Raw genomic sequence first — 15,658 nt, 5'->3', positions numbered from 1 at the left:
CCATGCAGACGCAACGATCAACGCCCTGGGCCAGCAACCCGACCTTCCGCAAAATCCTTTACCCGGCAGTCGTTGCCGTGGTGGTGATCCTGCTGTGGCAGGGCTGGGTCAGCTATTTCAGAATCCCGCAGTTCCTCGTGCCGTCGCCGGTGGTGATGCTGCAAAGCCTGTGGACCAACTTCGGCTCGCTGATGATGTCGCTGCTGTTCACGCTGAAAATCACCCTGATCTCCTTTGTGCTGTCGATTGTGATCGGCTGCGCGGTGGCCTTTGTGCTGGTGCAGAACCGCTTTGTTGAAACGGCGCTGTTCCCGTACATCGTGTTTCTGCAGGTGACGCCGATTGTGGCGATCGCGCCGCTGATTATCATCTGGGTGAAAGACACCACGCTGTCGTTAGTGGTCTGCTCGACGCTGATGGCGGTGTTCCCGATTATCTCCAACACCACCCAGGGGTTACGCAGCGTGTCGCCGGGCCTTCTGAGCTATTTCCAGCTGAGCCATGCCAGCCGCCTGCAAATCCTGGTGCGCCTGCGTATTCCCTCTGCCCTGCCGTACTTTTTCGGCGCGCTGCGCATCTCCAGCGGACTGTCGCTGATCGGCGCGGTAGTGGCCGAGTTTGTGGCGGGCACCGGCGGCAACAACACCGGGCTGGCCTATCAGATTTTACAGGCAGGTTATCAGCTGGATATTCCGCTGATGTTTGCCGCGCTGCTGTTGATTTCGCTAACCGGGATTGCGCTGTTTGGCGTGATGTCGTGGATTTCCCGCCGCGCCCTCAGCGCCTGGCATGAAAGCGAAGCCGTGCAGTCTCACTAATTTAATGACCCTTTTGCCGACAGGATGAGTATGGACAGTGAACAACGTAAGAACGCCGTAGAGCAGATGCTGCTGGCGCTTCCCGACCTCGAGTGGACGCTTCAGGCCCCCAAGGTCAAACGTCTTTCGCGCGATTTTCACTGGTTCAGCCCGGTGCTGAAGCAGCAGCTGGAAAACAAGCAGGCCGATGCGGTGGTTCGCCCGCGCACTGAAGAAGAGCTCAGCCTGCTGGTCAAAGCCTGCGTGCAGCACGGACTGCCGCTGATATTACGCGGTGGCGCAACCGGCAACTACGGTCAGCTGGTGCCGCTACAGGGCGGCATTCTGGTCGATATGACCGCGTTTAATCAGGTGGTGGAACTAGGTGAAGGCCGCGTTCGGGCACAGGCGGGGATCCGTCTGGCCGAGATTGAAACGGTGACCCGTCCTGCGGGCTGGGAGCTGCGCTGTATGCCGTCGACCTGGCGGCTGGCGACGCTGGGCGGACTGTATGGCGGCGGCTTTGGCGGCATCGGCTCAATCAACTATGGCCCGCTGGGCGCACCCGGCAACGTGCTGAGCGTGAAAGTGATGACCATGGAAGCCGAGCCGCGCATCCTCAGCGTGCCCGCGCCGCAGGCGTTGCTGCTGCATCATGCTTACGGCAGCAACGGCATCGTGCTGGAAGTCGAGCTGGCGCTGGCACCGGTGCACCGGTGGATTGAACGGCTGGATGTGTTCGACGACTTCACCGATGCGCTGGACTATGCTAATGCCTTCGCGCGCTCGCCAGGGCTGGTGAAACGCCAGCTTGCGCTGTTCGCCGCACCGATCCCAAGCTATTTCACCCATCTGAACGGCAACTACCGGGCCACGCAGCATGCGGTGATAGGCGTGATTGCGGAGCAAAGTGAAGGCCTGTGCAGCGGACTGTTAGAAAAGTATCGCGGCCAGAATGCCGTGCGCCAGACGGCGGACGAGGCGCGTGAAGCCAACGCCTCGCTGATGGAATATTGCTGGAACCACACCACGCTGCATGCGCTGAAAGTGGACAGCACCCTGACCTATTTGCAGACGGCGTTCAATTATTCCACCTATCATCAGCAGATTATTGCCATGGCGGAATTGTTCGGCGATGAAGTTATTTCCCATATTGAATTCCTGCGTGACAACGATAGCAATATCACTGCCAGCGGATTACAATTAATTCGCTATTCCAGTGAAGAAAGATTGAACGAAATAATGCAGACATTCCGCGACCATGATGTAAAAATAAACAATCCTCATGTCTTTACCATTGAAGAAGGTAAGCAAGGGGAAATTAAGGCCGAGGTGGTGTCAGTTAAAAAGGCGCTGGATCCGGCAGGACTGCTCAACCCAGGCAAGCTGCAGGGTTGGGACGTGCGCGACACCCTGGAATTACTAAGCGATCCGCTGTCACTGAATAAATGAAATCAGCATAAAATTAATTACAGTGAGTAAATAACGTGCGTAGCTAAAATAACGCGCTCGCCACCGGACGGTTTTACGGGATACCAAAAAAAATTATTCGGCATTTTTTGCTGCGGGCAGATCATTTTCAAATTTTGACAGGAAGCTATTAATGAAAACAAAGAAGGTCAACTTTGCGCTAAAGTTGGGTGCACTCGTCGTCTCTCAAGCTTTATTAATGGGTCACGCGCTGGCCGCGACACCGGTTTCGGATTGTGATGCCGGTGTGGCCGATTCACTGACCGAAATGTTTACCTGCGGCTCGGTCCATGGCAGCCTGCGCAGCCTCTATTATTCCACCCACAACGCCTATTTCTCGCCGGGCTATTCGCAGGACACCGTCAGTTACGGCGGCAGCGTGAAGTATGCCACCGCGGAATATTATGGCCTGAGCCTTGGCGTCAGCGGCATTTTGCAACGCGGCATCTCGCATAATGATGACCATCTGATCGGTGAACTGGGGCCAAATGAGACCGGCGTCGGCGAAGCCTATCTGAGCTGGCACTATCAGGACTTCCGTATCACCGCCGGTGACCAGCGTATCAATATCCCGTTTATTGGCGACTACGACTGGCGCATCACCCCGATCCTGTTCCGCGGTGTCGACGCCAATTATGGCGACAGCGATAACTTCCTGCACGCCACCAAAATCACCCGCTACAAACCCTGGGGTGACGATCAGTTTCTCGACACCACCGCCTACACCGACGCCGATGGCCGTACTAACGGCATGTGGGGCATCGGCGGCGGACGCGCCCTCAAGCTGGATGATAAAAAGCTGACCGGCCAGCTGTGGTACGAAGAATACAATAACTACACCAGGATGGTTTACGCCGACAGCTTCCTGTCGTGGTCGGAAAATCCGTTGCAGCCCAAAATTGGCGTGCAGTTTATTCGCGGCCTGAGTCAGGGCGACGCGCTGGCGGGCGAAGTAAACAGCACCAGCTACGGCGCGCAGTATGCGATGAATTTTGTGCCGTCATTGCGCTGGTCACTGAACTGGGACCATATCGCCGCCAGTGAGAATGCCTATGGCAACGGTGCGCTGGTGACGCCTTATGCCCATAACACCTCGTCAGGCCCGTATTTCGCCCAACCGTTCTTCACCAGTACCCAGGATTTGGGGAGCGGCAACGCCTACTCCACCGATCTGAACTGGACCGCCAACAGCAATATTTCCCTCGGCAGCCGTTACTCGTTTATGGATTTGACCGCCAGCGCCGGCGCGTCGAGCAGCAATCAGTCGGAGTACCTGATTTACGGCACCTACAGCTTTGATGGCGTGCTGAAAGGGCTGAGCCTGACCGACTTTGTCGGCGTGCAAACCACCTCAACCTCTGACAAGAACTTCTGGCAGAACCGCTTAGCGTTAGAATATGATTTTTAAGCCAAAACAGGCTTAGTGGCGCTTAAACAACGGCTTTCGTAAGAAAGCCGTTTTGCATCATGGCGCTGACTCAGCCGCCAGCCATCGATTGTAATCAAAAAGTAAATATCGTATAACAAGCCTCTCCGAGGGGTGTCCTGTATGGGCTGAGATGGCGACGTTAGCCGGACCCTTTGAACCTGATCTGGGTCATGCCAGCGAAGGGACGGTTGGCAATAGCCCGATTTTCGATCATTGCCTGTTCAACCCTCTGCACGCCCGGATCTCCACTCACTTTTGGAGGTCCCATGTCTGACAACATGTTTTCCCGTGGTCTTTATGGCCAGCTTCGCCAGCAGGCCGCGGCTGACTGGCAGCACTACGTTAACCACCCTTTTCTTCAGCAGTTGGCCCAGGGCACGCTGCCCGAAAGCGCGTTTCGGCGCTATCTGACGCAAGACTATCTGTTCCTGATCCATTTCGCCCGTGCCTATGCCCTGCTGGTTAGCAAATTTCGCACCTTGCCCGAAATGCGGGCGGCTACCGCCTCGCTGAATGCCATCGTCGCCGAGCTGCCGCTGCATGTTGGTTACTGCACGCAATGGGGCATCAGCGAAAGCCAGATGCGCAATGAACAGGAAGCACCCGAAACCCTCAACTACACCCGCTATGTGCTGGATATCGGCCAGTCCGGCGACGCGCTGGATCTGCTTGCTGCGCTGCTTCCCTGCGTCGCGGGCTATGCCGAAATAGGCCTCGGCCTGTTGCACAATCCCGCCACCGTTACCGAAGGCAATCCCTACCGCTCGTGGATCGCCAACTACGGCGATGAAAGCTATCTGGCCAGCGTACAACGGGCGATTGATCTGCTGGAAACGGTCGGGGTCCAGCGCGGCGCACAAAGTCGTCTGCCGGAGCTTTCAAACATCTTCACCACCGCCACCCGGCTGGAAAGCGCCTTCTGGCAGATGGGCCTTAATGCCAGTTTGAGCAACGAGGGATGAACAGTCACGACATTGCCCGTGGCGTGATACCGCCAGGGATTCAGGTGCGCGATCTGACCCTGCGCTACGGCGCACGGACGGTGTTTGAACGGCTGAACGTCAATATCACCGGCGGTCAGTTTGCCGCGATGCTCGGAGCCAGCGGCGTTGGCAAAACCAGCCTGCTGAAGATCATAGCCGGGCTGGCGCTGTCGACGTCAGGCACGGTCAGCGGCAGCGACGGCCTGCCGGTTCAGGGACGCGTGGCCTATATGGGGCAGCAGGATTTGCTCTATCCGTGGCTGACCGTTCGCGACAATATCAGCCTCGCCTCACGCCTGCGCGGTGAGAAGCCCGATCGCGAGTGGGCTGACGAACTGACGGATCGCGTCGGGCTTAGCGGGTATGGCGACAGCCTGCCTGCCGCGCTGTCCGGCGGCATGCGGCAGCGTGCCGCGCTGGCCCGCACGCTTTATCAGCGTCAGCCGATGGTGCTGATGGATGAGCCCTTTTCAGCGCTGGATGCCATCACACGCACCACCATCCAGACGCTGGCCTCAACGTTACTGACCGGCCACACGGTATTACTGATCACCCACGATCCGCTGGAGGCCTGCCGCCTTAGCCACCAGCTGTTGGTGCTGTCTGCGGCCGGGATTGATGATTCGCATCAGATTGCCGGACTTCCGCCACGGGCCCCTGACGATCGGCATCTGTTGCAGAGCCAGGGTGAATTACTGCAACAGCTGACCCGGGCGGCAGGATGATAAGCGCAAAAGAATCGGCCTTTGGCCGCTGGCGGCGTGGCCTGACGGTGTATATCGGCCTGATTGCCGTCTGGTGGGCAATCACCCGCAGCGGCGTTCCTGCCTTCCTGCTGCCCACGCCGGTGTCGGTTGCCGACGTCCTGTGGACCAGTCGCGCGTATCTGGCGGCGCACACGCTGGTGACCGCGGCGGAAATCGTCAGCGGACTGGTCGCCGGGGTGTTGCTCGGCGCCATTCTTGCGCTGTGCATGATGTTCTCTCCCCGCTTACAGCGCTGGCTGATGCCGCTGGTGCTGACCAGCCAGGCCATACCGGTTTTTGCGCTGGCTCCATTGCTGGTGCTGTGGTTCGGCTTCGGCATCAGCGCCAAGGTGGCGATGGCGGTGCTGGTGATTTTCTTCCCGGTCACCTCGGCATTCTTCGACGGGTTGCGCCGGGTCAATAACGATTTTCTCGACCTCGCCCGCACCATGGGCGCGTCCCGCTGGGCGTTATTACGCCATGTGCGGCTGATGGCGGCGCTGCCCGCGTTTGGCTCCGGCCTGAGGATGGCGGCGGCGGTGGCACCGATTGGCGCCATTATCGGCGAATGGGTCGGCGCAGGTGAAGGTCTGGGCTACGTGATGCTCAACGCCAATGCGCGAATGCAAACCGAACTCTGCTTTGCGGCACTGTTTATTCTGGTGCTGATGACCCTGCTGCTGTGGCTGGCGGTGGACAGTGCACTGCGTCGCCTGATCCGCTGGGCACCGGAAAATGACTGATCGATACCTCACTCAAGGGAAACACATGTTTAAGAAAACCCTCTTCGGCCTGCTGCTGACTGCCGCCTGTGCCCACGCCGCCAGCGCCAACGACAAGCTCACGCTGGTGCTGGACTGGTATATCAACCCCGATCATGCGCCGATCATGGTCGCGGAACAGATTGGCGCATTTAAGGAACAGGGGCTGGAGGTGAAGATTGTGCCGCCTTCCGATCCGGCGTTGCCGCCACGGCTGGTGGCAGCCAAACAGGCCGACCTGGCGATCACCTATCAGCCACAGCTGCATTTCTTTGCCGATCAGGGCTTACCGCTGATGCGCGTCGGCACGCTGATCAACTCGCCGTTAAATACGGTGATGACGCTGGATAAAAGCATCACCTCGCCGGCCGGACTGAAAGGCAAAAAAATTGGCTACTCGGTCAGCGGTATTGAACAGGCCACGCTGGGCACCATGCTCAACCACGAAAAGGTCAGTCTGGATCAGGTGAAGATGGTCAACGTCAATTTCCAGCTGAACAGCGCGCTGATGGCGGGCCAGGTCGATGCGGTGATAGGCGGCTATCGCAATATCGAAGCGCTGCAGCTGAAGCAGCACGGTCAGGATCCGCAGGTATTCAACGTTGAGGACTACGGCGTTCCGGCCTATGACGAGCTGATTATCGTGGCGAATCGCGATGAGGTGAACGCGCCGAAAATCAAAAAATTCCTGATCGCGCTGAAGAAAGGCAGCGACTACCTGCACGCTCATCCGCAGGAAAGTTGGGAGGCGTTTGCCAACGCACACCCGGACCTCAATAATCCGCTAAACCAGGCCGCGTGGATGAAAACGTTACCGATGTTTGCCCGCGATCCGGCCCATCTGGACAGAGCCCGTTATCAGGCTTATGAACAGTTTCTCTTTGACCATAAGCTGATCCAAAAAATAACGCCGGTTAACAATTACGCGATGGAATTACGTTAAGAAATCGGTTCGCCCGCCAGCCGGTGCTGGTGGGCGAACCGATGTTGCAGGCCATTTCAAGCTGCTGATTACCCAAGGCTATCTGGCATTATCCTGAAAAGCTTTCTCCCCAGGCTTTCTTACCAATAAGTTATGCCATACTGGAACCTACTGTACAGGTTCTCTGATGCCTGTCCCCCCTCCGACCCCGGGTAAACTCCATGAGCAACTTCCTCAGTCCTGCCGCCGCCTACCTTAATCGCCGCAATGAATTGCTGGCGCAGCGTTCTGTGGTGGAGTCGCCCGTGGTGATTCAGACGATCAATAAGGCGCTGTTAGCCAGTGAGATCGCCATGGCAACCTTCCACGATTTGGAAGCGTTAAAAACCCTGCAACTGCGCAAAGCCAGGCTGATTGACTGGCATGAAGCAGACAGTCAGCAAGAGCTGCAAAACTTCGAGCTGGCCAGCAATACGCTGACGCTGGCGGACGATGACAATGAGCAGGCATTCCTGAGCTATCAGCGTGATTTTGCCTTGATGGCGGCCTCATTCTCCTGGCAGCATGCCAGCCTGCAGATCGTGCAGAATGAACTGTTCGCCACCACCTTTAACCTGTGGCTGGAGACGCTGGAAGAGCTGTTTGCGTTACCGGACAGAAAGCTGCTGTTTACCCGCATCAGCAAGATTCTTGCGTTCTCAATCGGTAAAATCCCGGTGCTGGGCGAGGCGATAGACGTTTACCGTATGCTGGTGTCGGTGATGTCCGCCAGTCTGGAAAAAGCCAAAAGCAGCGATGCGTATTTCTCGACGCTTGAAAGCTACACCGAGGCCGCCAACATTTGCAGTCGGGGCATTTTGATTTTCTGCTTCACCACCGAAGCGGTGCTGCGCGGGCGGCCCCTGCCGAATGAGGCGCAGCTGAATGAGAAAATCAAAGGTCATTACGCCAGCGTGATAGACGGGACGCATCCTTATTTTTGAGTAAACTGGCCGTGGGACGCAGCCCACGCCGGGGGTTAACCGGCAATAAAAAAGCCCGGCGTTAACCGGGCTTCTTGTTCAGGCATCTCAGTCGAGAGTGAGCTGCGTCACTCTGCAATCGTACAACCTGGCCAGCTTTTCCAGCGTGCTTGCCTGCGGCCTGGCGCGCTTCTCCATGTTGGAGATAGCGCTTTGAGTCACACCCAATGCGTTTGCCACATCCAACTGGGACATTTTACGGTGAACACGCCAGGCCGCTTGTAGAGAGAGCACCCCGTCGATCATGATCTCAATCACCTCATGAGGAATGGTCTCACCATCGTTTGGGCCTGCAACGTAAGGGATGGGCTCTAAAAACTCATCCAGCTCCATCTCATCTACCATCCGTTCATACAGCGCTATTGGAATAATGGCAGCTGTACGCTCTCCACGATCGTTATAGACGTATTGTATTGAACTCATGACTATAACCCTCTGCGTTTTATCACTTATTAGCCAAATCGCTTTACAGTTTGTTAGTAGGTTTTGCTCTGACGGCGGCTTACCTGTGTGATTTCAATTACCACGGGATCACCGTCTGACACTTCAAACATCACCCTGTAGTCGCCAATTCTCAGCCTGTACGCTGCTCCATTGTCAGCAAGCTTTTTCAGATCAAGTATCACGTCCGGGAAGGCTGATAACTCGCCCACCTTTTTTGTAATTGGCTTCCTGTATCGTGAATCAATCCGCAGCAGCTGCTTAGCCGCTTTGGCCGACCATCTTACTTTGGCCATAACATCCCTCATTTCTTCAAGAGTACATCCTTGCGAGATGACAACATATCTATTTATGGTGATTATATAAATAAATAGAGTGATATAATTTATTTTTAGTGATATCAGCACGCCGCCCGTCCTGCTCACGAGGCCCTGGGCTTTCTGTGGTAATATGGTCGATGTAAACCCTGTCAGGGTCCTCTTACAGACGACGGATTTAACGAGTTGCTATGTCAGTCACAGCGAAAAGAAAAAACGACCCGGAAGGGTTGAAGAAACGCATCCTTGCCGGTGCGCTTGCCACTTTTGCCGAATTCGGCCTGCAGGGCGCCCGGATGGAACAGATTGCTGAACATGCCCAGACCACCAAACGAATGGTGGTGTACCACTTCAGCAACAAAGAGAACCTGTATGTGGAAGTCCTGGAGCAGGTGTATCAGGAAATTCGCCAGCATGAAACCGGCCTGAATCTGGCGGAAATGCCGCCGGTGATTGCCATGGCGCGCCTCGCCGAAGCCAGCTTTGACTATCACATCACCCACCCGGATTTTATGCGCCTGGTCTGCACCGAGAATCTGATGCGCGGGCGCTATATCAGCCAGTCTGAGCGCATCAAAACGCTGAACCAGAGTGCCCTCGACGTGCTGGAAGATATTCTGGCGCGCGGTAAAGCGGCAGGTGTGTTCGACAGCAAAGCGGACACGGTCGACGTTCACCGTCTGATCAGCAGTATCTGTACGCATAACGTGTCGAACCGTTACACCTTCAACACACTGTTTGGCGGCGGCGAGAGCGAACAGCAGAGCATCTCGCGCAATCGTCAGCTGGTGGTTGATGCCACCCTGCGCTATCTGCGTCCGATTTGATTGCCAATCTGTACAACAAAAAACATCCTGTACAACTTTTCACGCCCCGGAACCTGTCGTTTTGGGGCTTTTCAGCTATGCTTACCGGTAATGTACGGCGCCTCGAAAGCTTATTCCTGCGCTTTTCCCCCTTACTAATTTGTTATTGTCCTGATGAAAGGAGTAGTCGATGACGAGCGAAAATCGCGGATATCCCCTTCGCAATCCCCATCCTGCCGCTGATGGCAAAGTGTGGAACTGGGCACAAAACTCCACCCTGGGTGATAAAAACGCGGTGTGCGCACCGGAGTCCGAGTCCGAATTGCAGCAGCTGGTTGCCGCCAGCCGGGGTAAAATCCGCGTGATGGGCAGCAAAATGTCGCCCGGCAGGATGCTTAAGCTGGCAGAGCAAGGCGATACGCTGGTGGACCTCAGCAAGCTGCGCGGCTTGATTGCGATCGCCGATGACAGCGCCACCTTTGCCGGCGGTACGCCGCTGCACGAGGTTTACGAGATCCTGTCCGGCATTGGCAGAATGCTGCCGGCCTCCCCTGGCGTGATTGCCTCGCAGTCCCTTGCCGGTGCCCTTTCGACCGGCACCCATGGCCAGGGATTGCAGCAAAGTTCGATTGCCGATGAGGCGCTGAGCATCCGTCTGGTGCTGGCCGACGGCAGCATTGCCGAGTATGACCGCGACCATAAGTGGTTCCCGGCGGTGCAACTGGGGTTAGGCTCGTTAGGCGTGCTGACTCAGGTGACATTACGCACCACGCCTTCTGTGGTTTACACCTGTTTCAAAAATGCGGTCAGTGCCGACACGCTGGAAGAGGATCTGCTCGACTGGAACCACAACTATGCGCTGAGCAAAGCCTGGTGGTTCCCGAACGAGAACCAGGTTCACGTCTGGGCAGCACGAGAAGCGAATGCAGAAGAGATCGCGCTTTATCAGGATAACAACGAAGATTTGGTGAAGCAGGAAGAGACCAGTGATGCGATGAACGAAACCATCGATCAGACGCTGGAGCATATGCGCAGCGACACCAAAATTCTTGATGAGAATGGCAAACCGTTCCGCACCGTCACGCGCTTTAAGGATTTCTCGGACGTGACCGGCGATGTGTATCAGGTGTTCTGCCGCGGGATCGCCACGCCGCAGATCAACGTGGAGATCGGCATTCCGCTGGCGCGTGCCGGCGAGGTGATCCGCAAGATTAAAGCCTGGCATGCCGACACCCAGCCGCATATGCATTACCCGATTATCCTGCGTTGCACCGGCCCGTCTTCGTCCTGGCTCAGCCCGGCCTATCAGCAGGACACCTGCTTCTTTGGTTTTGTGGTGTATTACTCCGAGGACGGTTCACTGTCTGAAGAAGGGGTGAATTTCCTGCGCGCCGTCGAAGAAGTATTGGCTGAAGAAGGTGGCCGCCCGCACTGGGGCAAATACTTTGAGGCGCCGCTGTACGACTGGGCAGCGCTCTATCCGCAGTGGCATGAGTTTGCCAGCGTGCGTGAAGCGCTGGATCCCCAGCATAAATTTGAGAATGCGTTTACCGCCGCATTATTAGACTGATTATCCAGGAGAAGCCAATGAAGGCATGGACTACCCTTTTGACGCAGCAAGGCTATCTGGTTGGCGTGCAAGCCTTACAGAAATCGTTAGTGAAGTCAGGCAGCGCCTTTCCACTGGTGGTGATGGTCACGGAAAATATTGCTGCCGATGCGCGTAAGGCGCTGGAAGCAGCCGGTTGTTTGCTGCGCGATGTGCAGCCGATCAGCCCGAACAGCAGCCTGCAGAACAATTACGCCAACGCGCGTTTTTCCGAGGTATGGACCAAGCTTGCCGTTTGGAAGCTGACCGAATTTGAACGCATTGTTTTCCTTGATGCGGACATGTTAGTGACGCAAAACATGGATGAGCTGTTTGAGCTGCCATTGGAAGAGGATCAGATTGCGGCCTGTCACGCCTGTCGCTGCAATCCAAACAAGATCCCAAGCTATCCGAAAAGCTGGCGTCCCGAGAACTGTTTCTACAGTTTTTGCCGTGGCATAGAGCACACGGAAGAATTGGAAGAAGTGGACAATTATCTGAACGGCGGTTTCCTGGTGTTGCGCCCGGATCAGGCGATATTCGAAGATATGCTGCATCAGTTAGCGGAGTTGGACGATCTTTCCCGCTATCTGTTTGCCGAGCAGGACTTCCTCAATGACTATTTCCACGAGCGTTGGAAGCCCTTACCGTACATTTACAACGCGTTGAAAACCCTGCCGTTCCAGCACTCCGCGATGTGGGATCTGGATGAGGTGAAGAACATTCACTTTATCATCGATAAGCCATGGGAGAAGGCGCTGGACAAGGGCGACCGCTATTACGCATTGAATAAGATGTGGTGGGATATCGCGGAAGCCTGATTTCCAGTACGGTTGGGTTGGGGGGCTTCAGTCGTCTGGGGGTTTGGGCTTTAGGGCGTCGTCTGGGGGGTTGGGTGACGGGTCAGGGAGGGCGCGTTGATCGCAAAGTCGCCGTGAATCCATCCCTGGAGGCTCAGCTGCGACATCCCTGTCGCAGCTGCTTTGCTTATCAACGCGCCCTCCCCTCCTTGAGCTTTAGTGTTGACTGGTTGAATGGGGTTACACAGGTCAAAAGCTAAAACCACCTCTTCGCCTAATCTTGCTGATAATAGTCTTCAGGTCATTAGCTGAAGCTATTTGAAGCGGAAAATTTGAGCATACACGTCCGCTTTTCGCTGATTAGAACCCTTCTGCATCGCTATACTGTCGGCTTCGTTCCAGATGTTGACGTCAAACTGATTTTCTCTGAGGTTTCCGCTATGACCACCTTTCATCAACTTTCCGCCACCCGTCTGGATGGTAAGCCTGTTTCGATGGCCGACTATGCGGGCAAGCTGGTTTTGGTAGTGAATACCGCCAGTCACTGCGGCTTCACGCCGCAATACGCCGGGCTTGAGGCGCTCAACAAGAAGTACGCCGCTCAGGGACTGGTGGTGCTGGGTTTCCCCTGCAACCAGTTCGGTAAACAGGAACCCGGCGGTGCCGACGAAATCGCGCAGACCTGTCACATCAACTATGGCGTGAGCTTCCCGATGTTCGGGAAAGTGGAGGTCAACGGCGCCAATAGTCACCCTGTATTTCGCTACCTGAAAGACGCATTACCCGGCGTGCTGGGTGGACGGATTAAGTGGAACTTCACCAAGTTCCTGATTGGACGCGACGGCAAACCGCTCCAGCGTTTCGCCCCGTTCACCAAACCCGAGAAAATGGAATCCGTCATTGTGGCTGCGCTTGAACTTTAAGGGCTCGTGTAATGCTGATTACGCGTTTTCGACCGCAATACGCTTTCTTATACTGGCAATAAAATTATCCCGGATGACATTCTCCGTGCCTGCGTTCCAGGCAATGCCAACTTTCCAGCTTATTGACTTGCCTGCTAACGGAATAATCACCCGTTCCGGAGGCGCGATATGCAGAACGCTATAGGGCAAAATAGCAACACCTGTACCTGCGATCACCAATGCGACAATGGTGTGTATATCCTCAGCCATCTGGGTGGATGATATAAAAAGACCGTTATCATGCAGAAAGCGGTCAATCTGCGCATTTAAACCCTGTCCTCGTTCTGTATGAAGACGTAACAAAGGACATTTTTTTAGCCATTCAGCAGCAGACAATGATAACGCGGGCGTTGCAGGTGCAATCAGAACCAGCCGATCGGTGAATAATGGCAGGTAATCAAGCGCTACAGGTGGAGGTACCCTGACAAATCCTACCTGAAGCTCATCACTTTGCAGTAGTTCGTACTGTAAGAAGGAGGGAAGATCCGTCAAAGACATCTCAATTCCCGGACAATCTCTGCGAAAATCAGCAATACAGCGTGGTGCCAGATAAAAGCTTGAGAGGCCAAACCCCACGGCTATATGCCCCTCAATCCCGACTGATACGCGCTCTGCATGGTGCATAAATAACTGGGCTTGCCTGACCACTTTTTCAGCCTCTGGCAATAAGCGTCTCCCCCCGGCGGTCAGTGTTGCGCCGTGACGCCCGCGTGAAAAAAGTGACACCTTCACCGTCGACTCAAGAAGATTAATTTGCTTGGTCAATGCGGGTTGCGAAATACACAGTGCCCGTGCCGCATCAGCATAATTTCCTTTTTCAGCCAGTATCATAAAGGCTTTTAACAAACGGATATTCATTTTTTCATTCCAAAAGGTTATCGAAAATGGAAATCATTTGATTATACAGTTATTGGAAATCGTTATGTAATTCAGTTTCTACAACAACTGGAGAAGCATCATGCACGAATTGACGTCTTTAAAGGCTGCAACCGTACAGTTTCAACATCGGGCAAATGACAAAAAATATAATCTACTGATAATGGAGAAGTTTATTGAAAAGGCGGCCATCCAGCAGGTGAAAATTCTGACGTTTCCGGAAATGTGTCTCACCGGTTATTGGCATGTGCCAAAGCTCACCACAGCGGAGGTTTCTGTTCTTGCTGAACCGATTGCAACCAGCCCTTCCCTGATGTTAATTCGCGCTTTGTCGATAAAACATCAAATGCTTATTGGTGCCGGGCTAATTGAACGAGCCGATGATGGCCGCCTTTATAATGCGTACGTTGCCTGTATGCCGGACGGCTCAATGCAGACGCATCGTAAACTTCATGCTTTTGAGCATCCGGCCATCAGCAGCGGTGACAGGTTTACCGTTTTTAATACGCCCTGGGGAGTAAAAGTAGGCATCCTGATTTGCTGGGACAATAATCTGGTCGAAAACGTGCGCGCTACGGCATTGCTGGGTGCAGATATTCTTCTCGCTCCCCATCAAACAGGCGGTACTGATTCCCGCAGCCCTTATGCGATGAAACCCATTCCGCTGGCGCTCTGGGCGGAACGGGAAACGCGAAAGGAAGAAATGACTGCTGCATTCAAGGGGCCAAGCGGTCGGGAATGGCTGATGCGATGGCTACCTGCCCGTGCGCACGACAACGGGTTATTTCTTCTCTTTAGTAATGGCGTAGGCGCAGATGATGACGAAGTCCGCACAGGCAATGCCATGATCCTGGATCCTTATGGAAGAATCATTAATGAAACCTGGGCTGCTGAAGATTGTATGGTGAGCGCAGAACTGGATTTAAGCCTGCTTGCCATGAGTACCGGACGTCGCTGGATCCACGGGCGCCGTCCTGATTTATATCAGATTCTTACAGAGAAGCAGGGTTATGAACGTGATGCGATCAGCGCACGATTTTCGGATGAAATACCGTAAAATGAAACCGCATGGAATCACTTCGGCTGCGGCGTTTTTTTTCCGGGAACGAGGGCATTAAACAGGATTTGCACCCGGCCATAACAGACTTTTGGTTCTGGCATCCCTCTCCGGAAAGCGCCCTATCCTGACGCCGTTACTGCGCCTCGCTTGACCTTATGTGCCCTTCCCTCCAATCTGACGAGTGGAAGCGCAGACATGTATTTTAATATCTGCACCGCGAGAGAAATTCCACGGTGCTAATACCGTTTCATTGGGATAGCGTTACAGTTTTGCACAGCCCATGATTTGCTAAAGCTGCCTTAGGGAAAATATCAGCCCGAAAAGGGTAAAACCAACCGTAATTGCAAGCAACATGCCGATGAGTATGTTCAATTTCACGCTTTCCCCTCCCTATTTTCATGTAACAGGCAGAAATTTATCATTATTTTTGCATTAATCAATATCTGCACTAACGTCGTCATGCTGATGTTCAAGGCACCTGATTCACCTCTTTTGCACCCACTTCCATCTAAATTAGCGGTAATCCCGTGCAAATCTCACCTGGCCTGACTGCTTGAACGTACGACGACGGGTCGCGCTGCCGGGCAGACAGGTAAAATCAACTATACTGACGAAGTCACCACTAAAGGCTTGGATAAACAGCTAGACAGTTTCGAACAAACATAATGAGAGGGTGTG

General features: G+C 54.6%; 16 protein-coding genes and 1 riboswitch. Of the genes, 13 read left to right on the top strand and 3 right to left on the bottom strand.

The window, feature by feature from the left end:
• The first annotated feature begins 2 nt into the window (after nt 1–2).
• The 8 genes from AC1UKS_RS08610 (at nt 3) to AC1UKS_RS08575 (ending at nt 8,091) form a co-directional block, all read left to right on the top strand.
• The gene (locus AC1UKS_RS08610; RefSeq protein ID WP_482436470.1) at nt 3–818 is read left to right on the top strand and encodes an ABC transporter permease; all 816 of its coding nucleotides are present in this window, start codon (nt 3–5) and stop codon (nt 816–818) included.
• A 30-nt stretch (nt 819–848) separates the two neighbouring features.
• Nucleotides 849–2,249 carry an FAD-binding oxidoreductase gene (locus AC1UKS_RS08605; protein WP_482436467.1) on the top strand — a complete coding sequence of 467 codons (1,401 nt, stop codon included), beginning with the start codon at nt 849–851 and terminating at the stop codon, nt 2,247–2,249.
• Nucleotides 2,250–2,400: 151 nt separating this feature from the next.
• Entirely contained in the window at nt 2,401–3,675 is a 1,275-nt protein-coding gene (locus AC1UKS_RS08600; RefSeq protein ID WP_482436465.1) for a TonB-dependent receptor, read from the top strand.
• Between the two features lie 118 nt (nt 3,676–3,793).
• Nucleotides 3,794–3,898: riboswitch (TPP riboswitch) on the top strand.
• Nucleotides 3,899–3,962: 64 nt separating this feature from the next.
• On the top strand, nt 3,963–4,658 hold the full coding sequence (gene tenA / locus AC1UKS_RS08595) for a thiaminase II (protein ID WP_265910835.1): 696 nt from the start codon (nt 3,963–3,965) through the stop codon (nt 4,656–4,658).
• Entirely contained in the window at nt 4,655–5,404 is a 750-nt protein-coding gene (locus AC1UKS_RS08590; RefSeq protein ID WP_482436463.1) for an ABC transporter ATP-binding protein, read from the top strand. Before tenA ends, AC1UKS_RS08590 begins: the two co-directional genes overlap by 4 nt.
• The gene (locus AC1UKS_RS08585; protein ID WP_482436461.1) at nt 5,401–6,168 is read left to right on the top strand and encodes an ABC transporter permease; all 768 of its coding nucleotides are present in this window, start codon (nt 5,401–5,403) and stop codon (nt 6,166–6,168) included. The genes AC1UKS_RS08590 and AC1UKS_RS08585 overlap by 4 nt, the downstream gene beginning before the upstream one ends.
• A gap of 25 nt (nt 6,169–6,193) precedes the next feature.
• The gene (locus tag AC1UKS_RS08580; protein WP_482436459.1) at nt 6,194–7,129 is read left to right on the top strand and encodes an ABC transporter substrate-binding protein; all 936 of its coding nucleotides are present in this window, start codon (nt 6,194–6,196) and stop codon (nt 7,127–7,129) included.
• Nucleotides 7,130–7,329: 200 nt separating this feature from the next.
• Nucleotides 7,330–8,091, top strand: a complete 762-nt coding sequence (locus AC1UKS_RS08575) for a hypothetical protein (protein WP_482436457.1) — start codon at nt 7,330–7,332, stop codon at nt 8,089–8,091.
• An 87-nt stretch (nt 8,092–8,178) separates the two neighbouring features.
• Here AC1UKS_RS08575 and AC1UKS_RS08570 read toward each other — a convergent pair whose 3' ends face one another.
• Nucleotides 8,179–8,553 (bottom strand): helix-turn-helix domain-containing protein, encoded by a 375-nt coding sequence (locus AC1UKS_RS08570; protein WP_482436455.1) that lies wholly within the window; start codon nt 8,551–8,553, stop codon nt 8,179–8,181.
• Between the two features lie 53 nt (nt 8,554–8,606).
• Nucleotides 8,607–8,867 carry a type II toxin-antitoxin system RelE family toxin gene (locus tag AC1UKS_RS08565; RefSeq protein ID WP_482436453.1) on the bottom strand — a complete coding sequence of 87 codons (261 nt, stop codon included), beginning with the start codon at nt 8,865–8,867 and terminating at the stop codon, nt 8,607–8,609.
• 212 nt (nt 8,868–9,079) lie between these two features.
• On the opposite strand from AC1UKS_RS08565, the gene AC1UKS_RS08560 reads away from it, so the two are divergent.
• From AC1UKS_RS08560 to AC1UKS_RS08545, 4 genes are all read left to right on the top strand, one after another.
• Nucleotides 9,080–9,715, top strand: coding sequence for a TetR/AcrR family transcriptional regulator (locus AC1UKS_RS08560; RefSeq protein WP_013202741.1), 636 nt, complete (start codon nt 9,080–9,082; stop codon nt 9,713–9,715).
• A gap of 169 nt (nt 9,716–9,884) precedes the next feature.
• Nucleotides 9,885–11,264, top strand: a complete 1,380-nt coding sequence (locus AC1UKS_RS08555) for a D-arabinono-1,4-lactone oxidase (protein WP_265910838.1) — start codon at nt 9,885–9,887, stop codon at nt 11,262–11,264.
• Nucleotides 11,265–11,281: 17 nt separating this feature from the next.
• The gene (locus AC1UKS_RS08550) at nt 11,282–12,103 is read left to right on the top strand and encodes a glycosyltransferase family 8 protein (protein ID WP_482436450.1); all 822 of its coding nucleotides are present in this window, start codon (nt 11,282–11,284) and stop codon (nt 12,101–12,103) included.
• 419 nt (nt 12,104–12,522) lie between these two features.
• The gene (locus tag AC1UKS_RS08545; RefSeq protein ID WP_482436448.1) at nt 12,523–13,005 is read left to right on the top strand and encodes a glutathione peroxidase; all 483 of its coding nucleotides are present in this window, start codon (nt 12,523–12,525) and stop codon (nt 13,003–13,005) included.
• Nucleotides 13,006–13,023: 18 nt separating this feature from the next.
• Here AC1UKS_RS08545 and AC1UKS_RS08540 read toward each other — a convergent pair whose 3' ends face one another.
• Nucleotides 13,024–13,902, bottom strand: coding sequence for a LysR family transcriptional regulator (locus AC1UKS_RS08540; protein WP_482436446.1), 879 nt, complete (start codon nt 13,900–13,902; stop codon nt 13,024–13,026).
• A gap of 100 nt (nt 13,903–14,002) precedes the next feature.
• Between AC1UKS_RS08540 and AC1UKS_RS08535 the strand changes: the two genes are divergently transcribed.
• Nucleotides 14,003–14,977: a nitrilase family protein gene (locus tag AC1UKS_RS08535; RefSeq protein WP_265910842.1), complete on the top strand. Its 975-nt coding sequence runs from the start codon at nt 14,003–14,005 to the stop codon at nt 14,975–14,977.
• Nucleotides 14,978–15,658 lie beyond the last annotated feature (681 nt).

The sequence above is a fragment of the Erwinia sp. AK-PDG3-5 genome, assembly GCF_056821705.1.
This window is presented reverse-complemented; position numbering and strand designations above follow the sequence as displayed.